General features: G+C 60.8%; 20 protein-coding genes. 15 read left to right on the top strand and 5 right to left on the bottom strand.

Annotated elements, in window-relative coordinates; all coding sequences use genetic code 11:
* Positions 1-77: 77 nt before the first annotated feature.
* Together tmk and BS629_RS30275 are read left to right on the top strand one after the other, a co-directional pair.
* On the top strand, positions 78-758 hold the full coding sequence (gene tmk, locus BS629_RS30270; RefSeq protein ID WP_018242067.1) for a dTMP kinase: 681 nt from the start codon (positions 78-80) through the stop codon (positions 756-758).
* An 8-nt stretch (positions 759-766) separates the two neighbouring features.
* The gene (locus BS629_RS30275; protein WP_018242066.1) at positions 767-1,792 is read left to right on the top strand and encodes a DNA polymerase III subunit delta'; all 1,026 of its coding nucleotides are present in this window, start codon (positions 767-769) and stop codon (positions 1,790-1,792) included.
* A 39-nt stretch (positions 1,793-1,831) separates the two neighbouring features.
* Here the strand turns inward: BS629_RS30275 and BS629_RS30280 are convergent, their stop codons facing one another.
* Positions 1,832-2,620 (bottom strand): sulfite exporter TauE/SafE family protein, encoded by a 789-nt coding sequence (locus BS629_RS30280; RefSeq protein WP_018242065.1) that lies wholly within the window; start codon positions 2,618-2,620, stop codon positions 1,832-1,834.
* Between the two features lie 234 nt (positions 2,621-2,854).
* Here BS629_RS30280 and metG point away from each other — a divergent pair, with 234 nt between their 5' ends.
* The 3 genes from metG to BS629_RS30295 are packed head-to-tail and all read left to right on the top strand — an operon-like array spanning position 2,855 to position 6,021.
* Entirely contained in the window at positions 2,855-4,405 is a 1,551-nt protein-coding gene (metG, locus tag BS629_RS30285) for a methionine--tRNA ligase (protein ID WP_018242064.1), read from the top strand.
* A 4-nt stretch (positions 4,406-4,409) separates the two neighbouring features.
* Positions 4,410-5,192 carry a TatD family hydrolase gene (locus tag BS629_RS30290; RefSeq protein ID WP_018242063.1) on the top strand — a complete coding sequence of 261 codons (783 nt, stop codon included), beginning with the start codon at positions 4,410-4,412 and terminating at the stop codon, positions 5,190-5,192.
* A gap of 4 nt (positions 5,193-5,196) precedes the next feature.
* On the top strand, positions 5,197-6,021 hold the full coding sequence (locus BS629_RS30295) for an MBL fold metallo-hydrolase (protein ID WP_018242062.1): 825 nt from the start codon (positions 5,197-5,199) through the stop codon (positions 6,019-6,021).
* A 39-nt stretch (positions 6,022-6,060) separates the two neighbouring features.
* On the opposite strand, the gene BS629_RS30300 is transcribed toward BS629_RS30295, so the two are convergent.
* Complete coding sequence (locus tag BS629_RS30300; protein WP_018242061.1) at positions 6,061-6,666, bottom strand: TerC family protein; 606 nt, start codon at positions 6,664-6,666, stop codon at positions 6,061-6,063.
* Between the two features lie 264 nt (positions 6,667-6,930).
* Here BS629_RS30300 and BS629_RS30305 point away from each other — a divergent pair, with 264 nt between their 5' ends.
* Positions 6,931-7,596 (top strand): hypothetical protein, encoded by a 666-nt coding sequence (locus BS629_RS30305; protein WP_018242060.1) that lies wholly within the window; start codon positions 6,931-6,933, stop codon positions 7,594-7,596.
* Positions 7,597-7,662: 66 nt separating this feature from the next.
* Positions 7,663-8,040, top strand: a complete 378-nt coding sequence (locus BS629_RS30310) for a hypothetical protein (protein WP_018242059.1) — start codon at positions 7,663-7,665, stop codon at positions 8,038-8,040.
* 79 nt (positions 8,041-8,119) lie between these two features.
* Here BS629_RS30310 and BS629_RS30315 read toward each other — a convergent pair whose 3' ends face one another.
* Positions 8,120-9,382, bottom strand: coding sequence for an MgtC/SapB family protein (locus BS629_RS30315; protein ID WP_018242058.1), 1,263 nt, complete (start codon positions 9,380-9,382; stop codon positions 8,120-8,122).
* A 288-nt stretch (positions 9,383-9,670) separates the two neighbouring features.
* On the opposite strand from BS629_RS30315, the gene BS629_RS30320 reads away from it, so the two are divergent.
* The gene (locus BS629_RS30320; protein ID WP_018242056.1) at positions 9,671-10,492 is read left to right on the top strand and encodes a universal stress protein; all 822 of its coding nucleotides are present in this window, start codon (positions 9,671-9,673) and stop codon (positions 10,490-10,492) included.
* A 148-nt stretch (positions 10,493-10,640) separates the two neighbouring features.
* Here the strand turns inward: BS629_RS30320 and BS629_RS30325 are convergent, their stop codons facing one another.
* The gene (locus BS629_RS30325) at positions 10,641-11,165 is read right to left on the bottom strand and encodes a PAS domain-containing protein (protein WP_018242055.1); all 525 of its coding nucleotides are present in this window, start codon (positions 11,163-11,165) and stop codon (positions 10,641-10,643) included.
* A gap of 367 nt (positions 11,166-11,532) precedes the next feature.
* Here BS629_RS30325 and BS629_RS30330 point away from each other — a divergent pair, with 367 nt between their 5' ends.
* The 5 genes from BS629_RS30330 (at position 11,533) to BS629_RS30350 (ending at position 15,918) form a co-directional block, all read left to right on the top strand.
* On the top strand, positions 11,533-12,312 hold the full coding sequence (locus BS629_RS30330) for a LamB/YcsF family protein (RefSeq protein WP_018242054.1): 780 nt from the start codon (positions 11,533-11,535) through the stop codon (positions 12,310-12,312).
* A 105-nt stretch (positions 12,313-12,417) separates the two neighbouring features.
* Positions 12,418-13,125, top strand: coding sequence for a 5-oxoprolinase subunit B family protein (locus tag BS629_RS30335; protein WP_026188393.1), 708 nt, complete (start codon positions 12,418-12,420; stop codon positions 13,123-13,125).
* The gene (locus BS629_RS30340) at positions 13,113-14,084 is read left to right on the top strand and encodes a 5-oxoprolinase subunit C family protein (RefSeq protein ID WP_018242051.1); all 972 of its coding nucleotides are present in this window, start codon (positions 13,113-13,115) and stop codon (positions 14,082-14,084) included. Before BS629_RS30335 ends, BS629_RS30340 begins: the two co-directional genes overlap by 13 nt.
* Before the next feature lie 96 nt (positions 14,085-14,180).
* A complete protein-coding gene (locus tag BS629_RS30345; protein WP_026188392.1) occupies positions 14,181-14,870 on the top strand; it encodes a DUF599 domain-containing protein in 690 nt (229 codons plus the stop codon).
* Positions 14,871-15,036: 166 nt separating this feature from the next.
* Positions 15,037-15,918, top strand: coding sequence for a LysR family transcriptional regulator (locus BS629_RS30350; protein WP_018242049.1), 882 nt, complete (start codon positions 15,037-15,039; stop codon positions 15,916-15,918).
* A gap of 19 nt (positions 15,919-15,937) precedes the next feature.
* On the opposite strand, the gene BS629_RS30355 is transcribed toward BS629_RS30350, so the two are convergent.
* Positions 15,938-16,891: an alpha/beta fold hydrolase gene (locus tag BS629_RS30355; RefSeq protein WP_018242048.1), complete on the bottom strand. Its 954-nt coding sequence runs from the start codon at positions 16,889-16,891 to the stop codon at positions 15,938-15,940.
* 302 nt (positions 16,892-17,193) lie between these two features.
* On the opposite strand from BS629_RS30355, the gene BS629_RS30360 reads away from it, so the two are divergent.
* Together BS629_RS30360 and BS629_RS30365 are read left to right on the top strand one after the other, a co-directional pair.
* Positions 17,194-17,637: a VOC family protein gene (locus BS629_RS30360; RefSeq protein ID WP_018242047.1), complete on the top strand. Its 444-nt coding sequence runs from the start codon at positions 17,194-17,196 to the stop codon at positions 17,635-17,637.
* 84 nt (positions 17,638-17,721) lie between these two features.
* On the top strand, positions 17,722-19,032 hold the full coding sequence (locus BS629_RS30365; protein WP_018242046.1) for an epoxide hydrolase family protein: 1,311 nt from the start codon (positions 17,722-17,724) through the stop codon (positions 19,030-19,032).
* The last annotated feature ends 96 nt before the right edge of the window (positions 19,033-19,128 follow it).

Raw genomic sequence — 19,128 nt, forward strand, 5'->3', positions numbered from 1 at the left:
AGGTTTTCCTACCTGATATCTTCGGATAGATAGAAGGAGCAGGGCGCGTGCGGCGCCTGGAATGCGGGAAGTTGTCATTGTCATCCGGTACGGGATTGTTCGTTACGTTTGAAGGCGGGGAAGGCGCTGGGAAATCCACGCAGATCCGCCGCCTCGCCGAGGCGCTGAAGGGCGAAGGTCACGACGTGCTGGTGACGCGCGAACCAGGCGGATCGCCGGGCGCCGAAGCGGTGCGCCATGTGCTGTTGTCGGGGGCTGCCGAAGCCTTCGGCACGCGAATGGAGGCGATCCTCTTTGCCGCGGCCCGCAACGACCATGTCGAAGAGGTGATCCGGCCGGCCCTTGCATCAGGCAAGGTCGTGCTCTGCGACCGCTTCATGGATTCCTCCCGGGTCTACCAGGGCGTCACCGGCAATCTCGAGCCCGATTTCATCGAGACGCTGCAGCGCATCGCCATCAATGGCGTCATGCCGGATTGCACCGTGATTCTCGACATCCCCGCCAAGGTCGGGCTGGAGCGGGCGCAAAAGCGTGCTGCGGCCGATGCTCCCGATCGCTTCGAGAAGGAGCGGCTGGAAACGCACGAGAAACGGCGCGAGGCCTTTCTCGATATCGCCGCCCGCGAGCCGGAGCGCTGCCACGTGGTCAACGCCATGCAGGCGGAAGAGACGATCGGCGCCGAGATCCTGGCGATCGTCAAACAGTTGCTATCGCCCGCAGGCCGTGCCCGAATGCCGGAAGCCGCACATCATGAGTGAGGCCCGGTATGAGTGAGGAAAGGCCCGGACTGCTCGACGGCGCCATCTGGCCGGGAGAAAATACCAGGCTGTTCGGCCATAAGGATGCGGAAGCCTTCCTTGCGCAGTCCTACCGGTCCGGCAAGGGCCATCACGCCATCCTGATCGAGGGGCCGGAAGGCATCGGCAAGGCGACGCTCGCCTTCCGCTTCGCCAATCACGTGCTCTCGCATCCCGATCCCGAGACAGCGCCGGAGACGATCGGCGATCCGGATCCTGCCTCTCCCGTCAGCCGGCAGATCGCGTCGGGCGCCTCGCACAATCTCCTGCACCTTGCCCGGCCGGTGGACGAAAAGACAGGCAAGGTGAAATCAGCGATAACAGTCGACGAGGTGCGCCGCGCCGGCAAATTCTTCTCGCAGACCTCCGGTACCGGCAACTGGCGGATCGTCATTATCGATCCGGCCGACGACATGAACCGCAATGCGGCCAACGCCATCCTGAAGATCCTGGAAGAACCGCCGAAGCGGGCGCTTTTCCTGGTGCTCTCGCATGCGCCGGGACGGCTGCTACCGACGATCCGCTCGCGCTGCCTGCCGCTGAAGCTGGCGCCGCTCGCCGACGATGAACTCGTCGCGGCCCTTGCCCATCTCGGCATATCAGGCGAAGGCGGGGCGGTGCTTTCGGCCGCCAAGGGCAGCGTCGGTGAGGCGCTGAAACTCTTGAACTACGGCGGCGGCGAGATCATCGCCGCCTATGACGAGATGCTATCCGCCGAGGGACCGACAGCACGCAAGGCAATGCATCGGCTGGCCGACGCGCTTTCGGGGAGGGAAAGCGACACGATTTTCGATTTCTTCGTCAGCCACGTCGGCGACGACATCATGAACCGGGCTCGCGTGGCAGCGGGCGAAGGGCAGATCACTGCTGCGGAGCGGCTGGCGCGGCTCTATTCCGAGATCACCGAACGGCTCACCGTTTCCGATGCCTACAACCTCGACCGCAAGCAGACGATCATCAGCATTCTCGCCGATATCAAGCAGCCAGGCCTCTAAAGCGCGTCACCGCTGATACTTTTCGGCACCATGCTCTGATCAGCCGGTCAACAGCTTCAATGCGACGACAGCAAGCGTGGCGGCAAGGACGATGCGGATGGTGCGTTCGTGCAGCTTCGGCGCCAGAAGGCTTCCAATGATGATGCCGGGGATAGAGCCGATCAGCAGGGCAAGCAGCATCGGCCAGTCGATCTCGCCGATCAGCCAATAGCCCGTGCCGCCGATCAAGGTCAGCGGTACCGCATGGACGATATCGGAACCGACGATCTCGCGCACATCGAGCCGGGGATAGAGGACCAGCAGGATCGTCACACCCAGCGCGCCGGCCCCGACCGAGGTCAAGGTGACGAGTACGCCGAGAACGAACCCGAGAATGACAGTGAGGGCGAGGATGGTCGTCGGCTTTGGCGGCGTTCGATCACCGATGGCGCGGCGCGCCAATTCGAGGATCGGGCCACGGAAGACCAGCATGATCGCGGTCATGACGAGAAGCCAGCCGAGCGCGGTGGTGATGGTATTGGTCACGCCGATGCTTTTGCGATCGACGCCTGCCAGCAGCCACAGCATCAGCAGGGCGGCCGGCAGGCTGCCGGCTGCGAGGCTGCCGACGATCTTCCAGTTGACCCGCCCATGCATGCCGTGAACGGCTGTGCCCGCCGTCTTGGTGATCGCCGCATAGAGAAGATCGGTGCCGACGGCAGTGGCCGGATGAACGCCGAAGAGCAACACCAGCAGGGGCGTCATCAGCGAACCGCCGCCAACGCCGGTGATACCGACGAGGGCGCCGACACACAGACCGGAAAGCGAATAGAGCGGCTCGAATGTCAAACAAGCGCCCCTGGCTGCGCGGGGCCGCGACAAATCCGGTAGATGAAAACTGGCACTTCGTTCTTGTCCCGCCCTCTTTCCCAAGACGGGTAGATTGGGCGAGAAGCCGAGTCAAGTTCACCACGCCAGCGTCTGGGAAATCATCGACAGCTGGAAAGTTGAGGTTTCGCTCGGCGGTGACATGCGCTAAGAGCGGCTGACCATTTTTATAGAGTTAGCCGGACATTGGCCGCCATGACAGACAAGACACCCTTCTACATCACCACCGCGATTTCCTACCCTAACGGTAAGCCGCATATCGGCCATGCCTATGAGCTGATCGCGACCGATGCGATGGCGCGTTATCAGCGCCTGGATGGCAAGGATGTCTTCTTCCTGACCGGCACCGACGAACACGGCCAGAAGATGCAACAGACGGCGCGCGCCGAAGGGATCACCGCGCAGGCGCTCGCCGACCGCAACTCCGGCGAATTCCAGGCGATGGCGACGCTGCTCAACGCCTCGAATGATGATTTCATCCGCACCACGCAGGAGCGTCATCACGAAACGTCGCGGAACATCTGGAAGCTGATTGCCGACAATGGCGACATCTACAAGGACAGCTATGCCGGCTGGTATTCGGTGCGCGACGAGGCCTATTACCAGGAAAACGAGACGGAGCTGCGCGCTGACGGCGTGCGCTACGGGCCGCAGGGCACGCCTGTCGAGTGGGTGGAAGAGGCAAGCTATTTCTTCAAGCTCTCCGAATACCAGGAAAAGCTGCTTGCGCATTATGAGGCGAACCCCGACTTCATCGGTCCGGCCGAGCGCCGCAACGAGGTGATCTCCTTCGTCAAGTCGGGCCTCAAGGATCTCTCGGTCTCGCGCACGACCTTCGACTGGGGCATCAAGGTGCCGAACGATCCGGCCCACGTCATGTATGTCTGGGTCGACGCACTGACCAACTACATCACCGCAACAGGCTATATCGAGGACAGGAACGGCCCGCGGGCGAAATACTGGCCGGCCGACGTGCACATCATCGGCAAGGACATCATTCGCTTCCATGCCGTCTACTGGCCAGCCTTCCTGATGTCGGCGAAGCTGCCGCTGCCGAAGCGGGTCTTTGCCCACGGCTTTCTGCTCAACAAGGGCGAGAAGATGTCGAAGTCGCTCGGCAACGTCGTCGATCCGGTCAATCTGGTGAACCATTTCGGCCTCGACCAGGTGCGCTACTTCTTCCTGCGCGAAGTGTCATTCGGCCAGGACGGCAGCTATAGCGAAGAGGCAATCGGAACCCGCATCAACTCCGACCTCGCCAACGGCATCGGCAATCTCGCCAGCCGCTCGCTGTCGATGATCGTCAAGAATTGCGACGGCAAGATCCCGGAATGCGGGGTCCTCAGCGACGAAGACAAGGCGATGCTGGCACAGGTCGATGCGCTGCATGCCTCGACCCGCGAAGATATGGGCAAGCAGCAGATCCATCGGGCGCTCGCCTCGATCATTTCGGTCGTCTCCGAGACCGACCGCTATTTCGCCGGCCAGGCGCCGTGGGCACTGAAGAAGACCGATCCGGAGCGGATGGGCACGGTGCTCTACGTGACCGCCGAAGTCGTGCGCCAGATTGCCATCCTGCTGCAGCCCTTCATGCCGGAATCATCCGGCAAGCTGCTCGATCTTGTCGCAGCACCTGCAGACAAGCGCGATTTTGCTGCCCTCGGCGAAGCCGGCCGTCTGGTTGCCGGAACGGCGCTCGAAGCGCCGACGCCGGTCTTCCCGCGCTACGTGGCTCCGGAGGCTTGAGGCCGTGTTGATCGACACGCATTGCCATCTTGATTTCGCCGACTTCGAGGCGGAGCGGGACGAGATCGTCGCGCGCGCCCATTCGGCCGGTGTTGCGCAGATGGTGACGATCTCGACGCGGGTGCGCAAGCTCGAGACGCTGCTTGCCATCACCGAGAAATATCCCTCGGTGTTCTGCTCGGTCGGCACGCATCCGAACAATGCCGACGAAGAGCTGGATATCCAGACGGAAGAGCTGGTGCGTCTCGCCAATGCCCATGAGAAGGTGGTGGCGATCGGCGAGGCCGGTCTCGATTATTTCTACGACACGCAGAAGCCTGAGGATCAGCAGACCGGCTTTCGTCGGCATATTGCGGCGGCGCGCGAGACCCGGCTGCCGCTCGTCATCCACAGCCGCAGCGCCGACGAGGACATGGCTGACATACTGACAGAGGAAAGCGGGAAGGGGGCCTTCCCCTTTATTCTCCACTGCTTCTCCGCCGGCCCGGAGCTTGCCAAGACCGGTGTCGCACTCGGCGGCTATATTTCCTTCTCGGGCATCCTGACCTTCCCGAAGTCGGAAGAGCTGCGCGAGATCGCCAGGACGATCCCGCATGAGCGGCTGCTTGTGGAAACAGACGCGCCCTATCTCGCGCCGAAGCGCTGGCGCGGCAAGCGCAACGAGCCGTCCTACGTCGTCAACACGGCAGAGGTGCTCGCCGATACGATCGGCCTGTCCTACGAAGAGGTCGCGCGGATCACGACGGAGAACGCTTTCCGGCTGTTCTCGAAGATGCCGAGGATCTAGCGGCGTGCTCTACCGGCGGCGTTTCACCATTCTCGGCTGTTCGTCGTCACCGGGCGTGCCGCGCATCACTGGCGACTGGGGCGCCTGCAATCCCGACAATCCGAAGAACCGGCGCACGCGCGCAGCCTTCATGGTGCAGCAATTCGCACCCGATGGTGGGGTGACCACCGTCGTCATCGACACCGGGCCGGATTTCCGCGAGCAGATGATCAGGGCAGGGGCCGACCATGTCGACGCCGTACTCTACAGCCATCCGCATGCCGATCATATTCACGGCATCGACGATCTGCGCGGCTATTTTCACAATACCCGCCGCCGGGTCCCGATCTTTGCCGACCAATTTACGATGGACAGGTTGCGGGAAGCCTTCGGCTATTGCCTGGAAACGCCGCCGGGCAGCAATTATCCGCCGATCGTGCTGCCGATTGTCATCGAAAATCTCGACGAACCTCTGGAAATCCGCGGCCCGGGAGGCACGATCGCCTTCCATCCGCATATCCAGCAGCACGGCGACATCCACTCGCTCGGCTTCCGCATCGGCGATGTCGCTTATTGCAGCGATATCAGCGACTTCCCGCCGCAGACAGTCGAGAAGCTTCAAAATCTCGACATGCTGATCATCGACGCGCTGCAATATACCTACCATCCGAGCCATCTGTCGCTGGAACAATCGCTCGACTGGATAGGTCGGCTGAAGCCGAAACAGGCGATCCTCACGCATATGCACACGCCGCTCGACTACGACGTGGTGATGGCTGAGACGCCGGACCATGTGGTGCCGGCGTATGACCAGATGAGCTTCGAGACCGAGGTCAGGATCGAGACCTGAGCCGCGTTACTGCATGCCCGGTCCCAGCATGCAGGGTCACTACATGTAGGGCAGAACCTCGACGGCGCCGCGGTGGATCATGTCGAGCGAGACATAGAGGATGATCAGCAGACCGACATAGGCGATCCAGCGATGGTTGGTGAGCAACCGGGCGATCAGGTTTGCGGCAATACCCATCAGCGCGATCGACAGGCCGAGACCGATGACCAGCACGCTCGGATGTTCGCGCGCCGCACCGGCAACAGCCAGAACGTTGTCGAGCGACATCGAAACGTCGGCGATGACGATCTGGGTCGCCGCCTGGAAGAAGGTCTTTTTCGGCGCGCCTACGGCACCTGCGGCTTCGTGGTTCTCGCCATGGCCGGCGCGAAGCTCACGCCACATCTTCCAGCAGACCCAGAGCAGCAGCAAGCCGCCGGCCAGCAGCAGGCCGACGATTGCCAGCAGATAGACTGCGACGCTGGCAAAGAGAATACGCAGAACGGTCGCGGCCAGAATGCCGACGATGATCGCCTTGCGGCGTTGCGTGGCCTCGAGGCCGGCTGCGGCAAGACCGATAACTACGGCGTTGTCGCCGGCGAGAACGAGGTCGATAGCGATGACCTGCAGCAAAGCCGTCAGACCGGCTGCCGTAAACATGTCCATATGAATTATCCCCAATGCGTCAAAGCCGTGCTAGCGTCTCGACGGTTTGACGTCAACCGCTGAGGGATTTCGCGAGCGGCGCAATTTGCGACTTTGCGTATCTGATGGCAGGCGGCAACGTTATGGAACGCGCGCGACATGCGGAGTCATTCCCATGCCATTCCCTTGGAACATTCAACTCAGCCGCCGGTTCTTCAAGTCAGGACACCAGACTTCGCCAAACTTCGGATTGGCGGCTGGGCCAGACATCGAGAGGAGAGTCCCATGGGCAGCATTTACAACGATACCAACCCGGCTTTTTCAGGACCGACAGGCGGCAGCAGCCTTACGGCATTCTTCGACAGCCGGTCGGCGGCCGAATCCGCCGTCTCCCGTCTTGAAGATGCGGGCGTGCCGGTTGCGAGAATAAGGCTGATGCCTGGATATGAGGCGGACGGAAAAAATGCCGGCGCGATGAGCGACGACCGCAGCGGCTTCTTCGACGCGCTGGCAGACTTCTTTTTCCCCGACGAGGATCGTGCGGTCTACGCAGAAGGGCTGCGGCGCGGCGGCTTCCTCGTCCAGGTCAATGATATCGATGACGCGCTTTATGAGACCGTCCACGATATTCTGGACGACGAGGGCAGCATCGACATGGATGAGCGGGCAGATCTCTGGTCGTTGGAGGACAGACAGCAAGGCGCATCCAATACCGGCTTTGCCGGCCAACCCTCTGGCGGCAAATCGTCGGAAGATCTCGCTGTGTCCGAGAGCGCGTTCGACGATGCGCGCCCGGTTGCAATGCGCGACACCACGCATGGAAGCGCCAAGGTGCGTGCCTATACCTTGCCCAACCCCGACACCCCGTCATCGGACGAAACCAATCGCCAATCGCAGACCCAATCGCAAGGCGGATCTCACCAGAGCCAGGGTTTCCGGCGCGACCACTGATATTATGAGGCCCGGCCGCAATGCCGGGCCTTATTGCCTCTCGCTCACCTATTCGAGGATACGTCCATGCAATCATCCATCAACCGCCACGGCCTTCCGCCAGATCCCGACGAACTGATCGCGGAAGGCGATCCGCCCTTTGCCGATGCCGCTGAGCAAACCGCGCGTGAAAAGGCCGACGAGAGCCTGAACGCTCTGCAGCATGAGGTCAGGCTGCTGAATGCCCGCATAGGCATGCTGCGCGAGGATGCGGAAGCGGCGCTGAAAGCCAAGGCCACATCGGTCGATGCAAGCGCCCATGTCCAGCTCGGCGACTATCCCTGGCTGAAACTTGCCGCGGCGATCGGCGCAACCTTCATTGCGGCCAGACTGGTTCGACGTCTTCCGCTCGGCGTGCTGCTTGCGGGATTTGCCGGTCATCTTTCTGAGGCGAGACCGCGGTGACGATCGTTGATGGTGTCCCCAGGCACCGACTGGTTGGACGAACGTCATTGGAGCCGGTGATCGAAATGCGAACAAGCGCTCATGTCAAAACCAAGCCGGCAATTCCGGCCAAGGTCGCGACACCACCTGCGATCGCAAAACGAACCGCATAGGCGATGCTCCCCATACTTGCTGCAAGAACGGCTTTCGCCAGAAGATTGGCGAAAGCGGCGACCGCGATGGCTCGAGCGGCCGCATCTGCAGGCACCTGGATGGATGACAGTTTCGCAACGGCTAGCGTTATCGCATCGAGGTCGCCCAGTCCTGTGATGAATGAAAGGGCGATCAGCGACTGAGTTCCAAAGACGATCAAGGTCATTCGCGTCAGGACTGTCACGACGGCGAGAACGAGTGCGAAGCGCAGCACGACCATCACCTCGAGCGGGTTTCGGGGTGAAAAATCGGTGCTGTCATCCGGGCGTTGCAGCAATGCGGCGAAGCCGCCTGCTATGGCGAGGGTGGCAGCAGCCGGAGCGAGTAATGGAGCAAGCTCCCCGAAAACAGCTGGTGCAATGACGCCGCAAATTAAAAGCACGCGGGCGAGAGAAACGGCTCCCGCCAGCATTGCTCCGGCAGAAAGGAGTGGCGAGAGGGCAGGCATCTCTTTCGACTGACGGGCGAAGGAAAGCGTCAAGGCCGTCGAGGAAACGATGCCACCGCTGGTCCCGGTCAGCAGTATTCCGGCGCGGGCGCCGCTCAGCCTGATGAGGATATAACCGGCAAAGGAAACGGCTCCCACCAGGATTGTCATCATCCAAAGCTCGAAAGGATTGATTGTCAGCCAAGGATCAATCGGTTCGTTGGGAAGGATAGGGAGGATGACGATGGTCATCGTCAGCAGGATGAGAGCGGCCCTGAGTTCAAGCCAGGTCAATCGGCGAAGAAATCCATGCAACGGCTCCCGCGCTGCAAGAAGGGCCGTTATTGCCACAGCGCTTGCGGCCGTTACCGTCATATCCGCCACGACCGCACCAAAGCCGAGCGCAAAGACCGCCAGGGCGGCGATGGTGCCGGTGGCGCTGTAATCCTCTTCTTGTGCCGCCTGCATGCGGCTGAAGAGGAGTACCGTGATGCAAAAGAATATAAAGATAGCTGTCGGCAGAATCGGCCCTGTCACCGGCTGCAGGAAACCGCAGAAGCCGCCGAGGAAACTTGACAGGCCATAGGTGCGGATACCGGCAACTCTTTTACCTGGCGCAGCCTCACGATCCTGCCAGCCGCGCTCAATGCCGACAAGAATGCCGATTGCAAGCGCCAGACTGAGGCGCTGGAATGCTTCTGTCGTCACCAATGATGTCATCATCCGATGGGTCCAGGTGCGCCGGCCGATTCATCGAAGGCAGCTGCGCCGTATATGCCATTGCTGTTCATCCACAAGCTGCTCTGCGAAGTGCTGATATTCAATCGTGCATCGCACTTCATCGCTTAGCATAGATCTTTGCCGTTTCGCCCAACGAATTCCGCTTCCTTCCGGTTGAGGACGTTCATTATCACGCTCGCGCTTTCGCGGTTTCGCGACCTTGATCTTCGTCAAAGCGCGAGAGACCCCCCATATGTAATGATACCTGCAAGCATTCGGAGGACTTCAGCCATGAAAGCGCAATTCCATTTACCGCTGGCCACCTATCCAGACGCAAGCTCCTTCTCGCTTCTTCAGAATGCTGTCGATTTTTGCCTTCACCAAAAGGCCGGTTTGACGGCAAGTATACCGCTGGTCAGGATCGAACCCGTTCAGCCGCGATTTCCATCACTCCTTGACGTCGCCAACATGCGTGCGGAGGCGGAGCGCTTGAGTAAAGACAATGGAACCGTTCTCGGGCAGACGCTCCGTGATTATGCGAAAAAAGCCGAGGTCGAGGTCGAGATCCAGCCATTAGATGTGAGGCAGCCGTTTGTCGCACAAACGCTTGCCGAGCTGTCGCGCGCATATGATCTTTCTATTTTGGAAGCATCTGAGCTGATGAAGCCGCTGATCGAGAGCGTGCTGTTTGAAAGCGGTAGACCGCTCCTGCTTTTTCCCCCGGATAATTTCTCCGGCCGGATCGATGCTGTTGCCGTCGCCTGGGATGGAGGAGCCACTGTCGCGCGGACACTGGCGGGTGCCAGGTTCTTGCTGGAACGGGTTTCGCGTATCGTCCTGATTTCCATCACCGATGATAAGCAGATTGACGAGGGCGGCCGAGATCACCTTGCGACGGCGCTCCGCAAGGCTGGTCTTGCCGTCGATGTCGCCGCCGTGCAAGCGAAGGGAGACTCGCCAGCTAACGTCATTCAAGGCGCAGCCCTGGAACGCAAGGCAGATTTGCTCGTCGCCGGCGCATACGGCCATTCGAGGCTACGCGAGTTCATCTTGGGAGGGGTTACACGGTCCCTGTTGACCCGCCTCGAAATGCCCACTGTCCTTTGCCACTGACTGCGGTGCGCGCGGCGCGTTGCTGATGACCGAAACATCGATCACTGCCCGGAGAAGAGCGTCCTCTGCGGGTGTCAAGTATCAAAGGCTCGCACAGACCATCGCAATCGCCAAAAATCTGATGCGACAACTAGCACTTGGGAAGGAATCAATGAACCTGCGCGACGTCTGAAGGCATCGGCTTGGCAAGCTCTTTGAGAATCGCTTCAAGCGCATCGGCCGTCGCCTGCAGGCCGGATGACCGCGCGATTTTCAGTGCCGCACTGCAGTGAGCAGACAATTCGTCCTGCTGGACGTGATCATTCGTCGGAAATACGATGCCCGCATATTGCGACGGGTTTCCGTCTTCATCCCTGAAGCAGCGACCTAAGGCAGCCACGGCTACTATTTGCCCGCTTCGATCAAACACCCGATAGTCACAGCGATACGGATTTCCTGTGATCACCGATTCGGAAATCGCCTTGGCCACAGATGGCTTGTCGTCAGGATGAATTCGGTCGAGGTATCGTATGACCGGCAGCCCTGTGAGGGTCTGTTCCGGATCAAGCCCAAAGAGGTTTGCCAGCGCCGAATCCGCATAAACCTTGTCGGTCGCCAACTCCCAGGTGAAAATCCCAGGCTCTTCGGCATCCGAAAATTCGGACGCTCCGAAAGCTCTGTCGACAAGGTTCATTCCGCATCCCCAGTCTGCGCGCCAATGCTGCCGGTCGATCACGTCACCCCGGCTCTTCAGAGAATACGACGTGCTCGACCATTTCGCCGCCGATCTTACTGCATAATTCCTCAAATCGGAATCGATTTAAGGATTCCTCGCTTGGCAGGAACCTACGCTTGATGGGTTCGATCTGTGCCGAATGAGTGGTAAGCTTGCCACCGAAGCTCCGCGCGAAAGTCGGCCCGTGACCGCCACACAAGCTCGCCACGCGCAGCCAGCAGCGTCGTTTTCTTGACGCGTACGGCGAAGGTGTGCTCCACCTCGGCTTCGACGTTCCAGAATGCGACGAAGCTGACAAGACCGGCGCGAAGGGTTGAGGGAAATCATGACGAAAATCGATCTCAATTCTGATCTCGGGGAGGCGTTTGGACCTTGGCGCATGGGCGACGACAAGGCGATCCTTGACGTCGTCACCAGTGCGAACATCGCATGTGGCGGCCATGCCGGAGATCCGGCGACCATGGTGGAGACGCTGGCGCTCGCAAGCCAACGGGGCGTCGTCGCCGGGGCCCACCCGGGCTTTGCAGATCGCGAGGGCTTCGGACGACGCCTGATCCCCTTGAGCGTCCGGGAAGTGGAGCAGCTTGTGGCGACGCAGACAGGGGCGCTGATGGGCGCTGCGGCTCTGGCGGGCGCCCGCATCCGTTACATCAAACCGCACGGCGCACTCGCTAATTGGGCGGCCGACGAACGGCCGGTCGCTGACGCGATCATCCGTGCAACCCGGGCGGTTTCGCCGGAACTTGCCGTACTGGCGATCTCCGGGACGGAGCTGGAACATGCGGCCCGCGATGCTGGCATGACCGTCTTCAGCGAGATTTTTGCCGACCGCGGCTACCTCTCCACGGGTCGGCTCGTTCCGCGCAACTTGCCAGGAGCGATGATCGATGATCCAGCACAGGCGGCATCGAGATTGATCGGGTACCTCTCCAGCGGCCTCATGCCGACGGTCGACGGCGTTCCGATCCCTCTCGATGCGCACTCGATCTGCGTTCACGGGGACAGCCCAGGAGCGCTCGCCATGGCCGTCCACGTGCGAAGGGAATTGCAAAAGGCAGGCATCGAGGTGGCTCCATTCCTCCAACCGACACAGGAAAACAGGTGATGGCCAAAGGCTATCTTATTGCCCGGGTTACCGAGCCGGATGCCTACGGGACCTGCGCGCGAGCCGCGGATGCGGATTTCATTCTGATCGAAGGCGCCGACTGACGTGTCACAGACCCCGTTCGCAGCGTCCGGCACCGGTCCGAACTACCGTCCGGTGGGCGGCCACGCGGTGCTCGTCGAATTCGGCGCGACCATCGATAAACGGATCCACGATCGGGTCGTCAAGTTGGATGCCGCCTTGAAGGCGGCACCCTTTCAAGGATTCGTCGAAGCTGTACCGGCCTATGCCAGCATTCTCGTATGCTTCGATCCGCTCGTGGCCGATCACCGCACGACGGAGGCGGCCATTGCCGAGCGTCTGGGAGCTGAGGTTCCAGCGACGATTGGAGCGATGCGCGAAGTCGAAGTCTGCTACGATCCTGATCTTGCGCCCGACCTTGCCGCCGTCGCCGAGGCAAGCGGATTATCGCCGGAAGACGTTATATCCGCCCATCTCTCGGGCGACTACAGCGTCTTCTTGTACGGCTTCGCTCCGGGATATGCATATCTTGCAGGCGTGCCCGAAGCCATTCAACAGCCGAGGAAGCCGGCGCCCATTCGCGGCATAGCTGCCGGAAGCGTGCTGATCGCGGGGCCGCAGTGCCTGGTGAGCACGCTCACCATGCCGACCGGCTGGTGGATCATCGGCCGCTCGCCGACGAAGATCCTCGACGCCGCGTCCGACGACCGTCCGTTCCTTTTCGACGTCGGCGACGCGGTGCGTTTCCGCCGCATATCGAGAGCCGAATTCGACGCGAGGTGCCCCGAATGAGCGAAGCCGTCCTTGCAATCGACTTCGCGGGTCCTCACGTCGCGGTCCAGGACGGAGGACGTCACGGATTGATGCGGTATGGCGTTCCGGCCTCCGGTCCGATGGACAGAACCTCGTTTGCAGCCGCCAACGCCGCCGTCGGCAATCCTGCTGGTCAGCCGGCAATCGAAGTCTCCATGGGCGGCCTGGTTCTCGACTGCCTGTCGGGAGAGGTTACATTCGCCGTCGCGGGAGGAGGCTTCATCATAGAGCATGCCGGCGACAAGCGCGGCGCGTGGATGGTCGCCACCTTGAAGGCCGGGGAACGGCTGGCAATCCGTCCGGGACACTGGGGAAGCTGGACCTATCTGGCCTTCGCCGGTCATATCGAGGCGAAGACCTGGCTGGGCAGCATGTCGACTCACAGTCTCTCCGGCCTCGGCGGCGGGCGCCTTGCAGCCGGTCAAACGCTCACTCTCGCCGATCCGGAAGTGCGAGATGATCGAAACGGTCCGATCACATGTCCCGTCATAGCAAGACCGCGATCCGAGTTGCGTGTGGTGGTTGGTCCACAGGATAGGTTCTTCTCGAAGGAAACCTTGTCGAATTTCCTATCGTCGCCCTTCCGCCTGAGCGACGCCTATGATCGCATGGGAGTACGCCTCCAAGGTCCGTCGCTTGCGCCAAGCGTCGCGTTGGACATGCCATCGGAAGCGATCGTCCGGGGCTCGGTGCAGGTGGCCGGAGATGGCGTCGCCACCATTCTGCTGGCCGATCACCAGACGACCGGAGGCTATCCCAAGATCGCAACGGTGGTGGATTCGGATCTGGACGCTTTCGTCCAGCTCCGCCCACGCGACCATGTCGGTTTCCTGGCCGTGACACCCCAACAGGCGGTCGAGCACATTCGACTTCGGGCTGCGACGATGTCCCGTTACCTCGCGGCAGTCCGCGACGGACCATGCAACGCCATTATATAGGCGTGTCGATCTGAAGGGCAGGGCGGCGATAGACGCTTGGAGCTGCCGTTAGCTCGAAGTAGTGTTCAGAAAATCCAGATTCAGTTCGGGGGCACCATGGATTTTCTGAATGTCGCGGCGATCGTTTTCTTCATTCTCGTCTGGGTGGCGGTCGAGCCTTTGATGGCAGCAGGGTGGCCGAGGAGGAACGATAGCCTTTCCGTTGATATGGTGCGCGTTCGAGCGGCCTGGATGCGGGAGGTCCTGACGCGAGACAACAACTTCATCGGCGACGCCGCGATCCTGGGACACACGATCAATTCAGCATCCTTCTTCGGATCCGCCAATCTCATCGTCATCGTCGGGCTGAGCGGCGCGTTGTTCATGGAGCCGAACTATGGATCGGGTGGCCTGATTGCGATGTTTGCGGCTCAGGACCCCGCGTGGTTTTTCCAGTGCAAGGTCTTGTTGGTCATGGCCACACTGCTGCGGGGACTATCCGATTTCATCTGGGCGGTCCGGCAGATCAACTACTGCCTGGCGGCGATCGGGGCGAGCCCGTCCCGCGATGAAGACAGGGACATCGCCAGCTGGACGAACGCCCTGACCCTGGTTTTGAATCCTGCTCTTCGATCCTTCAGCGTCGGTGTCCGATCTTACTACTTCACCGTTGCAGCCGCCTTCTGGTTCATCGGGCCAATCCCCTTCGCTGTGGCGACCATCCTCAGCGTCGGCGTGTTGATTTGGCGTCAATCCTGGTCGGACGCTGCAAAAGGGATCATGGCCATACGGAAGCTGCTTGACTAGAGCATGATGCCGAAAAGTGTGAGCGGTTTTCGGACGACATCATGCTCTAACTATATAATGTAGAACAGGATTCAGATTTTAGGCCGACCCGGCTTAAAATCATCTTGTTCTAAAGCCAAGCCTTAAGCTGGGCTGAACAGAAGCGATATCTTACTGGCGGTGTCCGATGGATCGTCTAGAAGCGATGCGCATATTGCTGGCCGTCGTCGATGCCGGAAGCATCTCTGCCGGCAGCAGGAAGCTGAACGCGCCCTTACCCAGCGTCAGTCGCAAGGTGGCGGACCTTGAACGACATCTTGGGGCGAACCTGATCGTCCGCACCAGCCGCAATCTTCAGCTCACCGATGCCGGGCGTGACTATGTCGACGCCGCCCGAAAGATCATGGCGGATCTGGAGGAGGCCGAACGAAGGGCGTCCGGGGAATACCAGACGCCCAGAGGCGTGCTGACGATCACGATGCCGATCGAATACGGGAGCCGCTACGTGCTGCCCGTTGCTCTGAGCTTCATGGACAAATATCCCGAGGTATCGCTGAACCTGCTGTCGCTCGACCGCACGGTCGATCTCGTGTCCGAGCAGGTGGATATCGCGATCCGTCTCGGCAACCTCGCCGACAGTTCGCTCCATGCCGCCAAGGTCGGGGAATTCCGCTTGATGACCTGTGCGAGTCCTGCCTATCTCGAGCGGCATGGCATGCCGGAGCGTCCCGGCGATCTCATCGATCGCGACGGGATCATCTTCAACAAGCGGACATTCTTCTGGACCTTCGACGTCGACGGCACGCCGCTTGAGGCGGTGCCCCGCAACCGGCTGGAGGTGAATACGGCGGCGAACTGTGTTGCGGCGGCCGTCGGCGGGGCGGGGATCGCGCGGCTGTTCGATTATCAGGTTCCCGACGAGCTGGCGTCTGGCGCGCTCGTTCCCATCCTCCGCAATTTCGACGGCGCGCCGCAGCCTATTCATATCGTCTACGCCCGCCAGGGGCTTCTCGCCTTGAAGGTACGGGCTTTCGTCGACTGGGCATTGCCTCACTTGCGCGCTATCTAAAAACGAAAATAATCAAACATTATCTGAATGATGTGTTGATCTCTTCAACCGTTTGTTTCGAGTTCTGAAGATGCGGAAAGTGGCCGATACCTGAGAGGATATCGACTTTTGCACCGATTTTGCCGGCGAACTCGATGCCCATCTCCCTTGCGATGTAGATGTCCTTCTCGCCCCAGATCACCTTCACGGGCGTCTTCAGCCGGGTGAGGTTGGCCTCGAGATAATGCTGATCGCCGGTGAAATTCGCGTAGTAGTGGGCGAAGGCATCCGCTGAAGTCATCCCGTCAAGGCTCCACGAACGGGTCATGTCCCGCTGGACGTCAGCCGGCAGATCGAATTGTTCAGCGGGAGATAGGCCGCGCCTGTGCACGTTCTGGAGGATCTCGTCGCTCGTCTTGTTCATGTAGGCACGGGTCGGCGAGGCGGTCGGCTCGGCTTTAAGGTTCTGCAGGTTCTCCCACATGTAGTGCGGCCGGTCGAACGGCGCGAAGTCTCCGACGATGATCTGCCTGGCGATCGTCGGCTCGTCGAGAGCAAGCAGCAGGACGGGGAGGGCACCGATGTCAGTGGCGTAGATCACGAGCTTCGACCGATCGATGCCTGCCCGTTCGATATAGGCCTTCAACACCTGGGCGTACGCCATCGGCGCATAGGAAAACCGTTCCGAAGCCGGGCGCGACGACTGCCCGTAGCCCGGCCAATCGAAGGCATGGACGTCGTAGTCGTGAGCAAGGGTTGTCGCGATGTCGTTCCACACCGTCAGCGTTTCCGGAAACCCATGCAGCAAAAGCACCGTGCCTTTTGGCGCGGGGGCGCGGACAATCATCCTCCTCAGCGTGAGGACCTCATCGATCTCGATGAAGTCGACGGCGTCTTGCGCGGCCTCTCTGGACGCGGAAGTGAAGGCTCCAGCCGCCTGGGAAGAGAGAGTTGCTGCGGCCGATGCAGCATTTACGGTTTTGTCCTTAGACATAGGATGTCCTTTCTGAACGGCGGTCAGCCAAAGCCCAAAAGCCGGCTGTCGCCACAAATAATTGAGCACGGCGTCAGCCCGCGGTAGCCGGAGAAAGTGAGAGGAACCCTCTCGACGGCGGCACGCTGAAACCCGGCAGCCCAAGGCTGACATCTGAACGAGAGGGTGCCTCTCACTTTGGCGAGGTGCCGGCCGGCCATCGACCCGCCCAAATATCCACCAGCCGCCGATTTGAGACAGCTCGTTGGCGTTTGCGTGCGGAAGGCAGAGCGTCGGCCGCGACAATATAAGGAAGAACTGATATGAACGACATTTCCCAAAGCAGACAAGTTGCGGCCGCCCCCAACAAGGTCCGCAGCCTCCCGGGCCACGCCACTGTCGGCACGAATGATCTGGATGCCGCGTCGGTATTCTACGACAAGCTTCTGGCCGTGTTCGGGATCGGACGAGTCCTCGTCCAGCCCAACCGAGCCATCTACTACGGTCATCGCACGCTCGAATTCGGCATCATCAAGCCGTTCGATGGCCGCCCTGCCACCGTCGGCAACGGTGGAATGATTGCTTTCGAAGCTCCGTCCCGTTCAAAGGTCGACGAAGCCCATGCAACGGCATTGGCGGCGGGTGGCTCGGACGAAGGAGCGCCTGGCCCACGTGGCGAGAATGGCACGGGTCCTTACTGCGCATATTTTCGCGATCCGGAAGGCAACAAGTTTCTGATCTTTCGTTCCGGAGCTGACGAGACCTGACGTTTTCGGCATTGAAGCGGGGCAGGGCCATCGTTTCCCCTCCCGCCCCAGGAAGACCCTCGATGTCATGAAAGGACACGTGCCATGGCACTGCCGAACTCTTTGAAACACAGGGATATATCGCGACGCTCGCTGTTGTTGGGGGTTGCCGCGGCCGGCATATCCGCCGCTCTCCTCCCACGCACGTCCGCCGCTGCAGATGTCGTCGTCGCCGCATCCGGAGAGATCCGACCGTTCAAGGTTGAGGTCTCCGAGGCGGCGCTTACAGACCTCAGGCGGCGTCTCACCGAGACCCGCTGGCCCGACGGCGAAACCGTGATGGATCGTTCGCAGGGCGTCCAGCCGGACAGGCTGAAGGAACTGGTGCGTTACTGGCAGTCGTCCTATGACTGGCGGAAGGCAGAGAGCAGGCTGAACAGTTTTCCACAGCTTCTCACCAATATCGATGGACTGGACATTCATTTCATCCATGTCCGCTCCCGCCATGAAAACGCGCTGCCGCTGATCATGACCCACGGCTGGCCGGGTTCGGTCTTCGAACTGCTTGACGTCATCGGGCCGCTGACGGATCCGACGGCGCATGGCGGCAGGGCTGATGATGCCTTCCACCTGGTGATCCCGTCGATTCCAGGATTCGGTTTCTCCGGGAAACCACCAGCAACAGGTTGGAACCCCCAGCGGATAGCGGCTGCCTGGGACGTGCTGATGAAGCGGCTTGGCTATGACCGCTATGTCTCGCAAGGCGGCGACTGGGGCGCGATCATCAGCGACGCCCTGGGTCGCCAGGCGCCCGATGGGCTACTCGCGATCCACGTCAACAGGGTCGAGCGTGCGACGACTTTCCCAGCGGACGCAGCGCAGGCTCTTAAAAATGGAGGGCCGGCTCCCGATAGCCTGTCTCAGGATGAGAAGGTCGTCTTCGACGAGGCCCGGGACTTCCTCAACAACGGCTTCGGCTACGCAGCGATCATGAGCACACGGCCGGAGACGGTCGGCTACGGGATTGCGGATTCTCCAGTCGGCCTCGCCGCCTGGCTTTACGACAAGATCGCCGACTGGGTGTATACACGCGGCGATCCCGAACAGGTTCTTGGCAAGGATGCAATCCTTGACAACATCACACTGTATTGGCTGACGAACACCGGCCCTTCAAGTGGTCGGATCTATTGGGAAAACGTCATGTCGGGCGCCAAGCTCACGGCCGTCAAAGTACCGGTCGCCGTCACGGTGTTCCCCGGCGAGGTCTACAAGCCGCCAAGGCATTGGCTGTCGAAGGCTTATCCGAAGCTCATCTACTACAATCGCGCCTCCAAGGGCGGTCACTTTGCTGCCTGGGAGGAGCCGGAACTCCTCAGTCAGGAGATCAGGGAGGCCTTCAGAAGCTTGCGGTCTTAACGCCGCCTGGCCTTTGGTTCGCAGTCAGCGTCCCCGAGACCGGTTCGTCGATTGACGTTGGTCGTGCAACGCTTCACAAAGTCCGAAGTTTCGACC

Source organism: Rhizobium leguminosarum bv. viciae USDA 2370, from assembly GCF_002008365.1.
In the GTDB taxonomy this organism is placed as follows: domain Bacteria; phylum Pseudomonadota; class Alphaproteobacteria; order Rhizobiales; family Rhizobiaceae; genus Rhizobium; species Rhizobium leguminosarum.

What these genes read in the sequence shown, in the direction of transcription:
- BS629_RS30330 (WP_018242054.1), top strand. Translation starts at nt 11,533, where the DNA reads ATGACGAAAATCGATCTCAATTCTGATCTCGGGGAGGCGTTTGGACCT.
- metG (WP_018242064.1), top strand. Translation starts at nt 2,855, where the DNA reads ATGACAGACAAGACACCCTTCTACATCACCACCGCGATTTCCTACCCT.
- BS629_RS30275 (WP_018242066.1), top strand. Translation starts at nt 767, where the DNA reads ATGAGTGAGGAAAGGCCCGGACTGCTCGACGGCGCCATCTGGCCGGGA.
- BS629_RS30310 (WP_018242059.1), top strand. Translation starts at nt 7,663, where the DNA reads ATGCAATCATCCATCAACCGCCACGGCCTTCCGCCAGATCCCGACGAA.
- BS629_RS30300 (WP_018242061.1), bottom strand. Translation starts at nt 6,666, where the DNA reads ATGGACATGTTTACGGCAGCCGGTCTGACGGCTTTGCTGCAGGTCATC.
- BS629_RS30305 (WP_018242060.1), top strand. Translation starts at nt 6,931, where the DNA reads ATGGGCAGCATTTACAACGATACCAACCCGGCTTTTTCAGGACCGACA.
- BS629_RS30325 (WP_018242055.1), bottom strand. Translation starts at nt 11,165, where the DNA reads ATGAACCTTGTCGACAGAGCTTTCGGAGCGTCCGAATTTTCGGATGCC.
- BS629_RS30355 (WP_018242048.1), bottom strand. Translation starts at nt 16,891, where the DNA reads ATGTCTAAGGACAAAACCGTAAATGCTGCATCGGCCGCAGCAACTCTC.
- BS629_RS30360 (WP_018242047.1), top strand. Translation starts at nt 17,194, where the DNA reads ATGAACGACATTTCCCAAAGCAGACAAGTTGCGGCCGCCCCCAACAAG.
- BS629_RS30365 (WP_018242046.1), top strand. Translation starts at nt 17,722, where the DNA reads ATGGCACTGCCGAACTCTTTGAAACACAGGGATATATCGCGACGCTCG.
- BS629_RS30345 (WP_026188392.1), top strand. Translation starts at nt 14,181, where the DNA reads ATGGATTTTCTGAATGTCGCGGCGATCGTTTTCTTCATTCTCGTCTGG.
- BS629_RS30350 (WP_018242049.1), top strand. Translation starts at nt 15,037, where the DNA reads ATGGATCGTCTAGAAGCGATGCGCATATTGCTGGCCGTCGTCGATGCC.
- BS629_RS30315 (WP_018242058.1), bottom strand. Translation starts at nt 9,382, where the DNA reads ATGATGACATCATTGGTGACGACAGAAGCATTCCAGCGCCTCAGTCTG.
- BS629_RS30320 (WP_018242056.1), top strand. Translation starts at nt 9,671, where the DNA reads ATGAAAGCGCAATTCCATTTACCGCTGGCCACCTATCCAGACGCAAGC.